Source organism: Sorangium sp. So ce448 (assembly GCF_051520915.1).
GTDB lineage: Bacteria > Myxococcota_A > Polyangia > Polyangiales > Polyangiaceae > Sorangium > Sorangium cellulosum_B.
This window is the reverse complement of sequence record NZ_CP150343.1, coordinates 9,711,857-9,728,371: the sequence shown is the minus strand read 5'-3', so window position 1 is coordinate 9,728,371 and position 16,515 is coordinate 9,711,857. Positions and strand designations below refer to the sequence as shown.

At 67.7% G+C, this 16,515-nt stretch carries 8 protein-coding genes; 2 read left to right on the top strand and 6 right to left on the bottom strand.

What is annotated here, in order from left to right; genetic code table 11:
* Positions 1-61: 61 nt before the first annotated feature.
* A complete protein-coding gene (locus tag WMF45_RS36785) occupies positions 62-691 on the bottom strand; it encodes a Mut7-C RNAse domain-containing protein (protein ID WP_437710367.1) in 630 nt (209 codons plus the stop codon).
* 127 nt (positions 692-818) lie between these two features.
* Here WMF45_RS36785 and WMF45_RS36780 point away from each other — a divergent pair, with 127 nt between their 5' ends.
* Together WMF45_RS36780 and WMF45_RS36775 are read left to right on the top strand one after the other, a co-directional pair.
* A complete protein-coding gene (locus WMF45_RS36780; protein WP_437710366.1) occupies positions 819-1,823 on the top strand; it encodes a matrixin family metalloprotease in 1,005 nt (334 codons plus the stop codon).
* Between the two features lie 348 nt (positions 1,824-2,171).
* Positions 2,172-3,377 (top strand): peptide-N-glycosidase F-related protein, encoded by a 1,206-nt coding sequence (locus WMF45_RS36775; protein WP_437710364.1) that lies wholly within the window; start codon positions 2,172-2,174, stop codon positions 3,375-3,377.
* Positions 3,378-3,420: 43 nt separating this feature from the next.
* Here WMF45_RS36775 and WMF45_RS36770 read toward each other — a convergent pair whose 3' ends face one another.
* The 5 genes from WMF45_RS36770 to WMF45_RS36750 all read right to left on the bottom strand — a co-directional run bounded on the left by WMF45_RS36770 (position 3,421) and on the right by WMF45_RS36750 (position 16,515).
* Positions 3,421-4,794, bottom strand: coding sequence for a WD40/YVTN/BNR-like repeat-containing protein (locus WMF45_RS36770; RefSeq protein ID WP_437710362.1), 1,374 nt, complete (start codon positions 4,792-4,794; stop codon positions 3,421-3,423).
* A gap of 14 nt (positions 4,795-4,808) precedes the next feature.
* Positions 4,809-6,587, bottom strand: a complete 1,779-nt coding sequence (locus WMF45_RS36765; RefSeq protein ID WP_437710360.1) for an RICIN domain-containing protein — start codon at positions 6,585-6,587, stop codon at positions 4,809-4,811.
* Positions 6,588-7,216: 629 nt separating this feature from the next.
* Positions 7,217-8,362 carry a metallophosphoesterase gene (locus WMF45_RS36760; RefSeq protein ID WP_437710358.1) on the bottom strand — a complete coding sequence of 382 codons (1,146 nt, stop codon included), beginning with the start codon at positions 8,360-8,362 and terminating at the stop codon, positions 7,217-7,219.
* Positions 8,363-8,489: 127 nt separating this feature from the next.
* Positions 8,490-9,116: a hypothetical protein gene (locus WMF45_RS36755; protein WP_437710351.1), complete on the bottom strand. Its 627-nt coding sequence runs from the start codon at positions 9,114-9,116 to the stop codon at positions 8,490-8,492.
* Positions 9,117-9,144: 28 nt separating this feature from the next.
* Positions 9,145-16,515 carry a SpvB/TcaC N-terminal domain-containing protein gene (locus tag WMF45_RS36750; RefSeq protein ID WP_437710349.1) on the bottom strand — a complete coding sequence of 2,457 codons (7,371 nt, stop codon included), beginning with the start codon at positions 16,513-16,515 and terminating at the stop codon, positions 9,145-9,147.

Sequence of the window (16,515 nt, the reverse complement as noted above, 5' to 3'; positions counted from 1 at the left end):
GCCGACGGTCAGGGCGGACGCCTCACCGCGGCCGGGTGGGAAGGCGTGCCCGCCGGCCGCGTCACGGCGGAGGCTTTCGGCCGCCCGCCGGTGGTGCAGGGGCCTCGGTCGCGGCGGCGACGCCGGCCGCGGCGGACACGCCGGCGACGATGCCGTCCCAGTGGCTGCCCTTCCACAGGACCTTGCCGCATCGATCGCACCGCCAGAACTCGTCGTGGCGATCCGCCACCACCGCCGGCACCGCATCCCTGACGCTGCCCTTCGGGGCGGCCGCGAGCGCGCCGCCGCACGCCATGCAGCGGGGGTCCCGCACGGGCAGCCCGAGCTCCCGCAGCACGAAGCCGGCCTGCTCCGTCGGCCGCAGCCCGCGCGGCACGTAGAGCCCGCGCACGGCCGCGGTGCGCAGGGAGCGCCGCTCGAACACGCCGGCGTCGGAGCTCAGCAGCACCCGGCCGGTCTGCTGCGCGAGGCGCACGAGATCGCCGTCGTCGATGCCGTGCTCGAACATGGCGTCGTAGCCCGCGCCGCGCAGCCAGCGCGACAGGCCGCCCAGCATCGCGTCGCACAGGAAGCTCGGCGCCGCCGCGCTGTCCTGCGCCGCCGCGCCGTCCTGCGCCGCCGCGCCGCCCTGCGCCGGGGCCGCGCCGCCCCGCGCCGGATCGGCTCCGCCGCCCGCCTCACCCACGAGCATGCCCCATCACCTCAGGATGGCGGAAGGCCAGCGGGTGGCAAGGGCGCCGCCTGCGAAATCCCCACGCGCCCGGCGCGCGCTGCTACCGTGGCTGTAGGGTCAACCCATCGTGGAGGAGTCGATGTCGATGAAGCGTGCATGGTGCTCCTGCGTGGCGGCCGCGCTCGCCGTGCTGGCGAGCGCGCAGCAGGCGTCGGCCTACTGCCGCTCGAACACCTGCAAGAGGTCGGAGCTCTGCCTGCAGGACGACCAGCCGGTCGGCGAATGCAAGCCGCTCCGCTGGGCGGGCGATTGCATCGGCTTCAGCATCCAGGAGGACGCGTCCAGCGAGATCTCCTACCAGGAGATCTCCGACGTGCTCAAGGCCGCGTTCGACACGTGGATGCAGGCGCCCTGCGACGGGGGAACGCCGGGGCTCCGCGTCCAGAACCTCGGGCCCGTCGCCTGCGGAGCGGTGGAGCTCAACGCCAGGGACGGCAAGACAAGGATCGTCGACGGCCTCGTGCCGGGCAACACCAACGTGGTCGTCTTCCGCGATCTGGAGTGGCTCGCGAGCTCGGGGCACAACAGCGAGATGCTCGCGCTCACGACGGTGCAGTTCGACAGGAAGACCGGTAATCTCTGGGGGGCCGACATGGAGATCAACACCGATCTCTACGATTTCACCGTCGGGGACGACTCCGCCGCGCCGAGGGAAGATCTGCTCGCCATCGTCACGCACGAGGCCGGGCATTTCCTGGGCCTCGACCACTCCATGGCCGGCCCTGAGGCGACCATGCACTCGAGGTACGACAGGGCGGACCCGATGAACTTCCGGACGTTGCACGAGGACGACATCGCGGGCATCTGCCAGATCTACCCCCCTCGGGATCTCTCCACGTCGACCTGCAACCCCATCCCTCCGCACGGGTTCTCGCCCGAGTGCGCCGACGATCAGATGGTCCGCTGCAGCGCGGCGCCGCCCGCGGCCGGCGGCGCAGGGTGGAGCGCCCCGCTGGCCGCCGTCGCGATCGGCGCCGCCGCCTGGCTCCGTGCCGTCGGGCGCTCCCGCGCCGCCGAGCGCGGCCGCGGCCGGCCGAACCTCGGTCGGGAGCGTCCCAAGCGTCCCACGAACGGGAAGGCGAGGTCGTAGGCCAGCTCTTGGTATACCCTTCTCAATACATCAACTAGACCTTCGATCCGCGCGGCGGCGTCGATCGCACCAGCCTCACTCACATGTCATCGCGCCCCTTCCTTCTTCACGTTTATCTGGTCGAGTAGCTCCTGAAGTTTATCCACGGGCATCGGTTTCGCCGGGACGATCTCGACGTGGGTCTGGCGCTTGCCACGCTGGATAATTCCAGCCCCGGAGGGAGATGCTCGGCCTGGTACGCGCCCCCGAATCTCTCGACCTCCGCCCCCGCTCCAGTACAACATCGAGCGGGCGATCTGATAAGTTCGACGAATGAACCTGCGTCGCGCGATCCCCTACCTCTGTCCGTTGGCCCTGCTCGCCGCGTGCACGGATGAACGGCGCTTTGACGCGGGCACTGGAGGAGGCGCCGGGACCTCCGAGAGCAACGGGAGCACGAGCGCAGTGACCGGGACCAGCGCAGGCAGCGGCGGCACGGGCGGCAGTGGCAGCACTGGCGGCAGCGGCGGCAGCGGCGACGTGCCGCCCGGGGAGCCCGAGGAACTCCAGGTGCTGGAGGACATCACGTTCTACGACGGCTACGCCGAGACCGTCGACGAGCCGATCCCGGCCGGCGTGATCCGCCACAACAACTCGCTGGTTGCGACCAGGTTGACCGACGAGCTGCTCGCCAGGATCCAGACCACCCTGAAGGTCCGCGTGGTCGTGGGAGCGCTGTGCGACAACTACGACCGACTCGGCTCGGTCAACCTGGCGCTGGTCCCCAAGGGCGCTCAGACCTACGTCCCCGACGAGGTCGACCGGATCGAGATCGCACGGTTCGTCACGCCGTTCATGGACATGAACAAGCAGCCGAAGACGGTCCCCTACGAATGGGAGGCCAGCAACCTCGTGCCGATCTTGAGAGACCCCGACCTCCTGGCCGAACACGATTTCTGGTTCGAACTGGGCATCTTCGGCGTGCCTTACGCCGCGAACGACGAAATCCGCGGGTGCGCTGGTCGCAATGACACGCAGCTCGGATCGCTGCTGTTGTACACCGACAGCACGCAGGAGGCCCAGGACTTCAGCGTCCTGTTGCCGCTGGCGATCAGCGAAGAGTTCAACAACTACGCCGCGGGCGCCAGCGACAAGGTCGGGACGACCCGCAAGACCGTCAGCTTCGAATTGCCGGCGGATACACAGAATGCACAGCTCGTGTTGATCACGTCGAATCACGGCGCCAACCAGGGCGGCGAGGAGTACATTCGCCGCGAGCACTACGTGTACGTCGACGGCGAGCTGGCCTTGCAGTACAAGCCCGGGCGCGCGTCGTGCGAGCCGTTTCGCAAGTACAACACCCAGGGCAACGGCATCTACGGGGCGTCCCCGCAGTCGGACAAAAAGTGGCAGTCGTTCAGCAACTGGTGCCCCGGCGACGTGATCGACACCCGGATCGTCCCGTGGGGCGCCGCGAGCGCCGGTACCCACGAGTTCGTGATCGACGTCCCCGACGCGACCTTCGCCGGCGGGGAGGGCAATATCCCGTTCTCGCTCTACGTGCAGGCGCGTTAGGAGCTCCAAGCGCGAGCGCCCGACGCGGGAACAGCCCGGGCCGTCACCGCGCTCCCGGCGCCTGAGCGCGGCGGCGTCCGTGCCGCCGCGCGCGCAGGAGCGCGCCGCCGGCCGCGGCGAGGCAGCTCAGCAGCGCCCCGGCGCGCCCCCCGCCCGACGCCCCGCAGGAGCAGCCGCCGCCGGCGCTCGGCTCGGCTGCTCCCGCGCCGGCCTCGCCCCCGCCGGCGCTCGCCTCGCTCCCGCCCGCGCCCGCGGCGCCGCCGGGCTCGCACGAGGCCCCGGCGCCGACGAAGCGCGCTGTCGCCCGCCAGAGCCCGGGGCAGGTCCGGCCGGTCGAGCTGTCGCCCCCGCAGGCCTCCGGCGGGCCGCAGAGCCGGTCGAGCGTCATGAGCGGCGAGAACGTCCTGCCCCCGTCCGTGGAAACGCCGGCGGAGAAGCCGTCCACGGGCTCGTCGGCGCAGGCGAAGAGGCCCCGCGCCGTCCAGGTGAGGCAGCGGACGCCGAGCTGCCCAACCTGGGTGAACTCCAGGGTATCCGTCGGCGCGACCCACAGGCCGTCCAGATCGCTGCCGGCCGCGATCTCGGTCCCGTCGGGCGAGAGGGCGAGGCCGAGGAGGCTCGCCGCCTCGAACACCTCGCGCCACGTGGCGCCCCCGTCCCGCGAGACCAGCAGCGCGTCCGCGCCGTCGCCGTCACGGCGCACGTACACAACGTCAGGGTCTTTCGGATCCACCGCGCCGAGGTACGGCAGGTTGCGATCGTCGCTGCCAGGGACGTCGAGCTCCTCCCAGGTCGCGCCCCGATCGTCCGAGCGCCGCACGATCCCCTGGAACGTGGGGCCATTGCGCCGCCCGCTCACGTAGATGCGCCGCGGATCGCTGGGCGCGCTGTCCAGGGTCACGCCGAGGAACGTGCTCGGGAAATCGACCCCGGCCTGCGTCCAGGTCCGTCCGTCGTCCTTCGATTCCCAGACCTGCGTCACGATCGCGTCGCTGGCCATGACGCTGGAGCCGAGCAGGAGGACGCTCGCGGGATCCGCGCGATCGATCGACAGATCGACGATGTTGCGCCCGGCGAGCGCGCCCTCGGCGATATGCCAGTCGCAGCCGCGGTCGTGCGTCGCGCTGAGCCCGTCGAAGAGCCCGGCGAGGATCGAGCCGTCGGCGGTGACGACGAGCATCGGGTCCTCGAAGCCGCTGTAGCCGATGGCCGCTTCACAGATCCACGACCAGCGCTCGCCGCCGTCGTGGGTCGTGAGGACGCCGTAGGTCGCGCGGACGACGATGTGCTCGGGATCGGCGGGATCGACGAGGATCTGGCCGGCGGTGGGGTATCGGCCGTTGGCGCGCGCGGGCGTGGCGGTGGAGAGGGCGAGGCCCGCGGCGGCGGCCGCGAGCCCGAGAGCGATACGGTTCATCGAAGCGAGATACGCTACTGCCGCCGGAACTGCTGGTTCGTCCCGTTGTTGCACGTGTACTGGGCGAGCCTGGCGCCGTCGGCGGTGCTGGCCCCGTAGACGTCCACGCACTTTCCGCTGTTGACCGAGCGCAGCGAGACGACGCCGTTGCCGCGATCGATGAGGTCCCACTTCTGGCTGTTCCTGCTGCTGTTGCAGTCCGCCTGCGTGATGTTCGCCCCGTTGTTCCGGCTGGACCCCTGCACGTCGGCGCACTTTCCGCTGTTCACGTTCTTCACGGTCGCCGTGGTGCCGCTGATGATCTGGACTTGCCACTGCTGATCGCTCGCCCCGGTGCACGGCCGCTGGACGACGGTGGCGCCGCTGTCCAGGCTCGCCGCGTTGACGCTCATGCATTTGCCGGAATGGAGGGCCGCCAGGCTCTGGCCGGTGGTGCCGCCGGTGCCGCCGCCGGGGTCGGGCGTCCCGCCGCCGGTGCCGCCGCCGGGGTCGGTCGTGCCGCCGCCCAGGCCGGAGATCTGGACCTGCGCGCCCGTGGCCGACACCGAGAGGACCTTCAGCGTCGCGTTCGTCCCGAAGAGCTGATGAGAAGCGCCGACGACGAGCGGCGCGTCCCTGAAGTTCCCGCCAGGGACCATGTCGAGCAGGTGCGCCCGGCCGCTCTCCCGCGACTGCGTGAAGAACGCATGGATGAGCACGCCCTTCGTGGAGAGGTTGCGCGAGTCGACGACGTTCGTCGCCGCCGGCTGGCGGAACTCGATCTGGTACATGATGTCGTTCGGGCCCTTGACGCGGAGGAGCTGGGTCCCGGTGCTCGCCTCGGTCAACGGGGCGAGCGTATACGTCCCGTCCGCGGTGACCGTCTGGGCCTGCGACGACGGGATCCACCCGAGGTTCACCTTGTAGTTGGCGTTATAGTGCTGCTTCATGCCGTCGCCCATCGGGTCGAAAATATCGCCGTACTCGTCGAAGGTGCAGTCGTTGCTCATCGTCACCGTCGCACCGCCGTTGCGGCACGTCCGCGAGGAGGCGTGCCACAGGCCGAAGTTGTGGCCGAGCTCGTGCACGACGACCTCGGGCCAGAGGCCGGCCATCCAGGTGGCGTTGCCGGGCTGCGCGCCCATGCCGGCGTACCCGCAATCCATGTTCCCCAGGACCATGTAGTGCTGGTACGCGCTCAGGTTGAAGCCGGCGTTCTTCGCCGCGGTCCTGGCCTCGTTTTGCCATCGGTCGTAGTCGTCGCACTTGCCGAAGGTGATGTTGAACGGGCCGGCGACGTCGTACTCGAGCTGCATCTTGCCGAACGACGAGCCCGCCAGGTGGGTCGCCGCTCCGGCCATCATGTTGCGCACGTCCTGCTCCGTGCCCATCGTCTGGCCGCCGTTGAACTGCACGCGCAGCACCAGGACGCGCTTGGTCCCGGTCGTGACGAGCGCGTTCGTCAGCTCGCCGATGCCCTCCGCCGGCCGCATCATGTCGACAACGATCATGCCGTCGTCGGTCACGGTGCCGAACACGTCCACCGGGGAGCCGCTCGCCGTGCGCCAGTCGGTCGACGGCTCGGCGCCCGGCGCCGCGTCCGTCATCGAGCCCAGGTCGAGGCGCACGAACACCCCATCTTCCCGCTCCAGCATGTACCGCGCCTCGCCATTGGCGACGGCGACGGTCAGCGTCCCCGAGGCGGTCGGGGTCGGCCCCGCTTCGTCACCGGCGTCGAGGCTCAGACAGCCGGGCGCGAACGCGCACGCTGCGGTGAGGGCAGCCGCGGTAAGGTGTGACTTGAAGCGCTTCATTGGATCTTCCTTTCCTGGCTCGGTCCGATGCGCCCATCTCCCCCGATGTCGGAGAGCGCCGCACCACCCCCTCAGGAGCCAGGGCGCGGCGAGACGGAGCGCTGTCAAGGAGAGGCCGCAAGCGCCGCCAGCCTCTCCGCTGCTGATGTAACTTGACGGCCAATCCGCTCGCGGATCCGGGCGACGATCGCTCGCGATCGCCGCGCCGTGCCGCCGTCCACGCACCCTCGCGGGAGCCTTTGCCTTCAGAGCAAATCCGCGGCCACAGTCGTGCTACCGGCTTGACACGGGCGGCGCGCCTCTCCGGGTGAAACAATCACGTGAGGACGGCCCGTGATCCAATCCGATATGATGTTTGCGCGACTGGCGTGGATCGCGAGGGATCCTGAATGGACATGAAAACACCACCCCAGTGAGACCACGTGAGTTGGTGGATGAGCGCTTGTGCTCGGCGGATCGAGCGAACTCGGCCGGAATTCTGCGCGATCTGCTGCGAGGGTGGCAATCCGTGGTCGCGGGTGAGCGCGTGAGTTATCCGGTGAGGGCGCGGGCGGCGATGTGGGTGGATTGGCGCGCTCGCCGCGCGCCCTGCCGGCCGTCGCTTCGTCCGGAGCTCCGCGGGGCGGGCTTCACGCGGGGACGATCAGCTCGACGAGCGGGAGCAAGGCGTAATCGGCGGCCGCGGTAAACCGCATCTCCCCGTCGATCAGGTAGAGATCGGCCGCTCCGGGTCGATCGTCCAGGATCCCGAGGTCATACACGACGACGTCGCCATCGACGCGCAGCGTGCGGATCCCTCCGATCTCCTTCCGGTGCGCAGCCGCCGTGAGCCAGTCGTGACCGAGCTCCGCCTTGCACTTCCTGTGACCGGTGTGACCGGCCACCTGCCGCAGGCCGCGCGGGAGCGAACTCGGCTCGAAGCGTCGTGGCCGCGCCGGATCGAGCTCCCATGCGGGATCGCCACCCGCGCGATCGACGTGCGCAGGTCGATGGTAGAGGAGGCCGCCACCTTCGTTGCCAGCGGCGCCCGCGACGTGGAGAGGATCGAGCGAAAGTGGCGTGCGTGCGCCGCTCTGCCATTCTGTGCGCCGCGCGTCGACCGCGGCGCGCAGCTGTCGCTCGAGGGCAGCCGCCAGCCGATGCGGGTCGCGCTCGTCCGGCATGCCCAGCATCGCGAGCTCGCGCGTTGTCACGCCCGCGTGGGTCAGCAACACAGCGCGGCCGTCGGGCAGCACGCCCGAGAGCGCGAGATGAAAGCGGCCGCAGAGCAGCAGCTCGATGACGAGCTCGCGCTGGGACTCGCTGAACGACGCGTAATCGCGCGCCGCGAGCCCCGGGGTCGCCACATCGGGGAACTGCGCTGCGAACTCGTCGCGTTCGCGACGCGCGGCGGCCTCGGCGCCTTCACGCCGCCTGGTCTCCTTGATCGAGCGCCCGAGCGCGCGCGCCGCAGCGAACCGCACGTCGTCGAGGCCGGCGAGCTCCATGACCCGCGCCGCGTCATGGTTGCCGAACAGGAGCCGCACCTGCGCGGGGTCGTGGCTGGCCAGCCAGCGCAGCGTGCGGAGCCCCTCCGCGCCCGCGCCGACCGGATCATCGAGGTCATAGTCGAAGTGATCGCCGATCGACACGAGCACGACGTCGTCGACCAGCCGGCCGTCCGCGCCGAGCAACGCGTGCGACGCGAGCACGGCCATCACCTTGGCCATCGGCGCCTGCGGGTCGCCCATCACGAAGATACGCCGCGGTGTCACCGTTGGCTGAGGCGCGGCCATGGCGCGAATCGTAGCATGTACTCAATTTCGGGCAAACACTTGTCGATTGTCACGCTGTACGGCCGCCTTCCGCCGCTGATCTTGAGCATCCGGAGCTCGGCCGTCTCGGCCATGCCTACCGCGGCGTCTATGGCTTCCCGAGGATGCTCCCCAGGCTAGGGTAGGCGGCTTCGTTCTTGTCGATGTTCAGGTCCTTCCAGGGAATTACCTCCTGCAGGAGACCGTAGTCGAAGGCCCAGAGATACTCTGGGCTCCCGGGCTCGAGCAGGGTGCAGCAGTAGTCGGTCCATGTTCCAAACCCATCCACGATGAGCGCCTCGCTGCAATTGCATGCGATATCGTCCTCCACGACCCTCCAGGGTATAACCTCCTCGAGCCGAAGCCGGCGCGCCTTGGGCTCACCCGCGTGAACGAAGCGGATCCCACGGAGGGTGTGCTCGTTGCTCATCCTGAGCTCCAGCTCCAGATCTGGCCACACGGGGAGAGAGTAGAACATCCTCATGGCGTTCGGCGCCTGGCTTCTCGGAGCCGGCTCGACCCTCTGCGGCGCTCCAAGGAACCGACGATACAGGTCGGCACTGCACTCGTCGGCCATGTCTGGGTCTTCATGATCCAGGCGTGCGCGCGCCAGGATCTCCTTGGCCGCATCGAACGCCGCCCTATCGACGCCTAAACGCTTCAGGCCTCCTGCGACACCCTCCTTGTTCCGCATGCGTGACATGAGATAAAGCTGAAGCGCGTTGATAGGATTCATGGCTGCTCCGCTCCGAGATTCCATGACATCATTTGGCCTTGATGTATGTGAGGTCTTTGAACATGTACGTCGATCCGTTTATCGTCAAGTTGGTCTTCGCCGCTCTTATCACGCCGTCGGGCGCCACCACAAGCACCTTTGTACCAGCGCCTTCCATCGCGACCGGGGTAAGTATGGCATGCTTGCCGTACGGTACCACACGCGTGCCCATATATTGCCCAGGTACGGATTCGAGCGCAGCCCGGATCGCAACGATGGCCTCGTCCTTCGGGAGGCGGCGCGCGTTGACCCGTCGCACGGCCTCGTCGACCCTCCCCCTCGGCAGCGTGATGCTGCTGCCGATTCTCTCACCCTTGATACGTGCTGAGTTCAGTTGGGGGGAGCCTTGCGGCTGACCAGAGACTCGATGAGATTTTTCCTTTAGGACGGTCCCCGTCAGCGTAACGGAATCTTCGCTCGCTGCCGCCGTGCCTCCCTTCGATCCTGTCGAGCCTGCCTCCGGCTTCGGAGGTGACTTCGACGAACCACCATCGCCTTTGTTCGCAGCGCTCATGGCAGCTGCTGGAGCCTTGACTATCGAAGAATCGAATACGGTGGTCCCTGCTGACGTGGCCATACTGCCGGCGTTGGCGGTCGCCAGGCGCGGTCCAGGGATGTCGATTCTAATTTCTCCAACTCCAGGAAACAAAGATGTTCCAACGTCGACGATGGCGCCGAACATTCTCTTGTGTTCTTCTGGTGTGACGTATTCCTTGTCTGGCGCCCCTTGTAAAAGATCGACGGCCTTCTGCGCTGCCTTGTCGAGCATCCCCCCTGGAGCGTAGATCGTCGCGAAGGGCTCCACGAACGCTCGATTCGCTTTGTCTACCATTCCTTGCCCGAATTGCTCGGGGGTTTGATCGGTCGCAAGCACGAACGCCAGCTTGAGGGCCGTGCTTATCTGATCGCTTATGTCGGGCGTCTTTGAAGCGGGCGGTGGGCTGTCTTCTGTCCCAGTGGGATCGATGAGCCTGACAGGGTTGCCTTTTACATAGGCGAACAAATTCAAGCCGGCTCTCGTCCCGATGGGATCCGCCGCCGTCCACCGCCCGAGCCACGCCGCATAGTACCGCGCCCCGTGATAGTAGAGCCCCGTCTCTTCGTCCCGCTCCTTCCCCGTGTAGCGATACCGCTTCCGGCTCACCTCCGCCGCGCCGTCCGCCGACCAGTACGCCGTGGTCCCGAAGGGATGGTACTCCTCATAGCCGATCACGAGCCCCGCCCCGTCGACCTCCAGCGAGGCCGACCCGAGGTGGTTGGCGAGCTGGTAGCGCAGCCGCGGCGTCACCGTGAAGGGCCCCGACGTGTCGACCGTCTTGGTCTCGACCATGGCCAGCCGCTGCGCGCCATCCATCACGTGCAGCGTTTGCCGCTCGAGCACGAGCCCTGTCGCGTTGCGCCTGCGGTAGACCTCGTAGCCGCCGAGGTAGATGCGCTCGTCGACGAGCCCGCTGTGCTCCCAGACCTTGCGCACGCGCTGGCCGGTCGCGTCGTAGGTGTAGTAGACGACCCCGCCGCCGTCGAGATCGGTGCTTTGCAGCTGGTCGTTCTCATCCCACGTGAGCGCTGGGATGTGCGGCATGGCCGTCATGTTGCCGTGGGCATCATGCGTGTACATCGGGCTGGACGGCTCGTCTTCGGGATCCCCGAAGGTGCTCTTGAGCCGGTTGCTCGTCGTCTCGTAGGAATACCGCCGGATCCAGGTCCCCGCGCCGGCCAGATGCTCCATCCGCTGGATGTTGCCGACGGCGTCGTAAAAGTACTCCTCGGTATAGTTCCTGAGCGCCTGCGCGTCGTTCGCGTGCGGCAGCGCGTGAATCGGCAGGTCGTTCTGGTCGCGCTGCACGTCGGCGAGCCCGCCCGCGTGCTCTCGTCCCGTAGCCTCGATCAGGCGGTAGACCGCGTCATAGACGTACTGCGCGTCCGGTGACACCACGGCGTTGTTGAAGAACACCGTCTGCTGCGCGCTGTCCTTGATGTCGACGATGTTCCCAACGGGGTCGTAGGTGTACGTCAGGTTCTGAAGAACGGCGCCGTCCGAGCTGCGCGTCGTCCGGAGGCGCGCCAGCCGGAAAGTCAGCGGATCGTACGTGTATTCCGTGGACGTGCCGTTGCCGTAGTCGATCCGCTCTCGCTGGCCCTTCGCGTCGTAATCGATGTTGTCAACGAACGTCGTCCATGTCGCCGCGCCCGGAATCCACACCTCGATGCGTTCGAGCAGGCCCGCCTCGTTGTACGTGGGCTTGATCTCGCTCGCATCCGGCGCGATCTGGCTCGTCGGCCGGTTCAGCGCGTCGTACTCCGTCTGCATCTCGAAGCTCTCGGCCTCGAGCAGCGGGTCGGCCGCGGCGGCGATGGCCGACACGTCCGTGAGCGCCGAGAGCACCGACCAGTCGGCGCCAGCGTGCACCTCGCTGCGCAGCCGGCGCGACGCCTGCAGCAAGTTGCCCTTGAAGTCGTGCGCCTGGCTGGTCACCACACCCGCGCCATCATACACCTGGTACGCTTGGCCGCGAAGGTTGCGCTGCAGCGCTTCCGGATGCGTTTCGCCATAGACCACGCGCTTGACGAGGCGCTCGGGCCCGCCGTCGAGGAACAGCCACGTGCGTGTCGGGCGTTGTAGGGCATCGTAGGTGTAACGACGGTTCTGCCTCCTGCCGTTATAGGTGCGGACAGGCTTGTTGCCGATATCGACGACCTCCAGGCGAGCTCCACCGTCCGGGCTCGCCGTGGAAAACCGCCGCCCAAGGACGTCAAACTGCTCGGTAACCGCCTCGACGCCGCGCGCGTCGAGCATACGGAGCACATGGCCTTGCACATCGAGCTTGCTGCGTGTGTGGTAGGAGGGGGCATCCACCCCGTGGATCCTGTTGGGGATCACGGTCCAGAAGGCACGACCGAGCGCATCGAGGTGCGTGGCCGTCGGCGTATCTGCATGCTCGAGCGCAAGTGTCGCGGCCCGCTGCGCTGCTGGGCTCGCCGAGCCCGACTGCCGCTCGGCCAGCCAGGGCGTGCCCATGACGGCGTCGTTCTGATCGAACGTCCGTGTGAGCCACGCGTCGAACTCCACGCGAGATTCGGTGCCGTCGGGAAACTCCGTGCGGATGACGCGATCGAGCGGGTCGTAGTGCAGGATGGGGGTGACGCCCCATTCCACCAGGTCCGCCTCCTCCTCGTATTCCGCGGTGGAGCTGAAGAACGGCTCGAACTGCTTGACCGGATTGCCCTTGTTGTTGAAGACCGTACGGCCTGTCCCGACCCAGCGGGCCGTCACGGGCCCGATGACGAGCGCGTCATTGCCGTCGCGCATGAGGACACCTTGGCCATCGCGGAGCGGCGCGTCGCCTGGCTCGGCCTGAACCTTCTGCATGACCACGCGACCGAAGCCGTCGCAGTAGGCGAGGCTCTCTCGAAACGGGGTGCTCGGACTGTCGGCATAATGTACCTCCCGCGCGTATGTGTGCACGAAGGCCGGCTTCTGTTCGACCTGCCAGCGAAGAATGTCGTATTCGATGCGCGATGTCGGGTTGTCGAGCGTATCGCCCTCGTTCGCGTTGGCTTTGCCCATCACGGCGCTGCGGACGACCCTGCCGAGCGCGTCGAAGGCGACGGCGGAGCGGTTGAGGTTTGGGTCGGTGATGTGCCACGGGGCGAGGACGCGGTAGTCGTTCTCGGCCTGGACCTGGTTGTTGAGCGGATCCGTTGAGGTCTCGATGAGCAGCGCAAAGTCGTCATAGGTGACGAAGGAGTGTCCGCCGAACGGGTCGACCGCCTCAACCGGGAGGTAGAAGCGCGCGGGATCGAAGATGACGTGGCCGCTGGCCGTCCAGTACCCCCCGTCGCGCTGGATATAGCGCCCCTCGGACAACAATACCGCAGGATCGAACGCCGTCGCGCTGAGCTGCCCGGATTTCTGCACGATCTCGCTCACGAGCCCCGGCGTCAGCGCGAGCTCGTAGCGCTTGTAAGGCAGCGCAAGGGCTTCGACTTCACCGAGCGGCAAGGGCCCGGAAAGGTCGTCCTCGTAAAAGACCTGCTGCGTTCGCTGGATCAGGCGGCGCTGGGGTGCAAGGCCGGTCGGCTCGCCCTCGTAGGGCAGATCGTCCTCCGGATCGAGCATATCGAGGACACCCGTCCCCTCGTCAGCGTGCAGCGCGGAGCGAGCCAGCAAGCCCTGTCCAGCGGCTGGCAGCGTGAGCCCGGTGAGCTCGAAGAGCCGCTCTTCGCATTGCACGCCAACCCTGTACCACGTGGTTTCCGTTGGCTTGTTGATGTAATCGGTCTCCGAGACCGTCGCCCACGCGCGTCGCTGCTCCGGCTCTCCCGTGGCGCGTGCATACGCGACCGACACCCTGCGCTCGACGTTGCCGAATTCGTCGACGTCAATCACGAGGTCGTGGACGACGCGCGGATCGTCGGCCTTGCGCTCGCTGTGAATGAGGACACGCTCTCGCTCATGCACCATGAAGACGCCGTGCCGCGTGTCTTCGCTCGTCTTGATGCACCTGACCTCGAAGCTCTGCTCGGTCGTGAGATACGGGATATTCTCTTTGTCTGTGCCGTCCAGCGCATAGATCTCCTGGCGCAGCAACCTCCCGCGCAGCGCTCTCGCCGCCTCGCGCTCGTCCTGAATGGACATGCCCTGCGGGAGCACGGTGTCCTTCAAGAGCAGGGCGGCCGGCCCCTTCTGGAAGTACTCCTCCGTCAGCTCCCTTTCCAGCCGCTCCTTCTCGAGCCAAGCGCCCGTGTGATACCAGCTCACCGTCCGTACCGGCGCCTGAAAGAGCTCGGTCCCGGAGGCTCCAACGGTGAACTCCTCCGCGTCGCGCTGCTCGACGCGGGCGAACCCGCGAAACTCGCGCTCCACGCCGTCGAAGAACCCATGCCGATAACGATACGTCGTCACGAGCCGGCTCTTCGAGATGGCGTCGACGTGCTCGATGTGATCGACCACATGCACGGGGAAGGGGAGGCGCGTGAGCCATGGGATGCCGGCGGTCCTGTCCTCGAGATAAAACTTCGTCGACGCCGCGTAGCTGATCGTCGTCTCGGCGCCGAGATTGTTGACGACCGAGCGGAGCAGGTGAGGTTTCGCGCCCGCCATCAGATCCACGTAGAAGATGGAACGCGCGGTGGGGAGCGGCGACGACCAGACCAGGCACGCGGTGCCCTGGCCGAGCAGATCGACGATGCCAAGCCGTACAACGCTGTCCACCGGCGGCAGCGAGCGAATGGGCACCGGCGCGGCGAGGCGATTGCCGGATTCGTTCAGGTAGAGGGCGACGCGATCGCGCCCCAGATAGAAGATGTCGCTGGTGCCCGAGCCGTCGACGTCGGCGAAGCGGACGCGCCGCGCGTCGAACTCGTCCATGGCCGCGAAGACGGGGCTGTTCTCCAGCGTTACCTTCTTGCCGAAGCGTCCGTGACCGAGGTTGGGCCAGAAGCATACCTCGCCGTTGCGCACGCGGACGATGTCGACGAGCCCGTCGCCGCTCATGTCGGCGAGTTGGATGCTCTGCTCCGGATCCGCGAACACGACCGCCGGCCCGCGCTCGTCGTCGTCCGGATAGAAGACACGCTGGGCTTCGCCAAAGCCCTGCTTCGCCTTCGAGCGGTACCAGACGAACGCGTGGTCCTCGGTGATCAGCAGATCCGCGTGGCCGTCGCCATCGAGGTCGATGAAGCGCAGGTTCGGATCCATCCAGTCGATGTTCGGCAGGGACTCGAACGTCCGGAGCGCCTCGAAGCCGCCCTCTTTCGTGCTCGAGAAGTAGCCGGAGAGCGGCGCGCCGTAGGCGACAAGATCGAGCTGGCCATCCCCGCCGAGGTCCTCCAGCTGCTGGATGCCCCCCACGAGCGCGCTCGGCGCTGGCAAGGCGGAGAGGGTGCGGGGCGCCTCCAGCTTTCCTTGCCCGCGGTTCGCCTTGTAGTACCAGGTCGACCCTTCGTCGATGAGCACCCCGGGGATGCCCTCGCCGTTGAGATCGATCCACTGCTTGGCCGCTCCGTCGACGCCGCCCTCGATCCCCACGAGGCTGTCGCGCGGGAGCGCGCTCAGCGTGTCGTTGATGACGGGCCGCACGTAGTCGAGGCGCAGCGTGGGGAACACCTGGCGCTGCCACGTGCTCGTGACCGTGTCGAACAGATAACCCGCCTGCGTGACACCCACGAGATAGGTGAACGCTCCGCTGGCGTCATACTCGAAGTCCGTCGACCTGACGAGCACCGGCGTGCCATCGGCGGGGAAGCGGTGAAACATGAGTACGCGACGGCAAAGCCGGTACGTACGCACCTCGAACGTGGCCCTGTAGCTCGAGAACGGGTCCTGGCGGACCGTCCAGGGCAAGGACCCCGATCCGGAGTCCGCCGGTGTGGGTACGGCGGTGGCCGTCGTCTCGGCGGGCGCGTGCTCGCCGTAATCGAACACCATCTCCATCATGAAGCCGCCTGCCACGAACGGCACCGCATTGCAGTAACGAACACGCTTCAGGTAGCGCTGCGCCCTGGCAGCGAAGATCAGATCGCCTCCCTGGCGCTCGAAGCGGCTCTTCTCGCTCGGGTTTGCAGGGTCGACGCCCTGGCCATTTTCGGCCTTATACTCGTAACGAATGATGTTGCCCTTGTCGTCGCGGCTCTCGTCGAGCAGCCAGCTGAAGATGCGCGCACCGCGGCCCACCTCCGGGCCTCCGGGGTCCGCGACGCGCGTCTCGGGCGTCTGGCCATAAAAGTGGGTTGTATTGTCCTTGGTGGTCACACGCCAATGCACGTCGCCGTCGACCTTCCGGATCCAGCGCTCGATACGCGCAAAGAGGCCTTCCACCCGCGGCCTGTAGGTGCGCGCGACATGGGTATCGCGATCGAGCTCAGGCTCGCCGGTCTGGCTGAGCGTGGGGACCAGATCCTCGGCGCCCGAGAGGATGTAGTCGTCAGAATCGATGTCATCCAGGTAGCGCGGCAGTCCCTTGTCGGTCTTCCGGGTGATGCTCGCGATCGAGAGAGCGAATCCGAGGCCGAAGGCGCCGTTGCCGCCCCCGCTGTCGTACGCGAGCTCGAGCTGGGGGCCGAACCCGCCGCGACCGGGCGACGCGGGGAGCGGAACGGCGAGCGACGAGGTGCCCGTCGCCGCGTTGACCGAGAACTTCTCGCCGATGCCGCGGATGGCACCTCCGCCCTTCGGCAGGGTGAGCGCGGGCAGCAGGGGCTGCCCGCCAGGTTCGCGGCCCTTCCCGTCGCCGGACCCGCCGTCCGGGCGCGCAGCGCGCGCTTCAGCGCCCTGATCGGGCGTCGCCTGCGCGCGGTTCGTCGACGTCGTGTCCGGTTGGCCATTACGGCCGTCGCTGGATCGCTCTCTCTTTTTCAT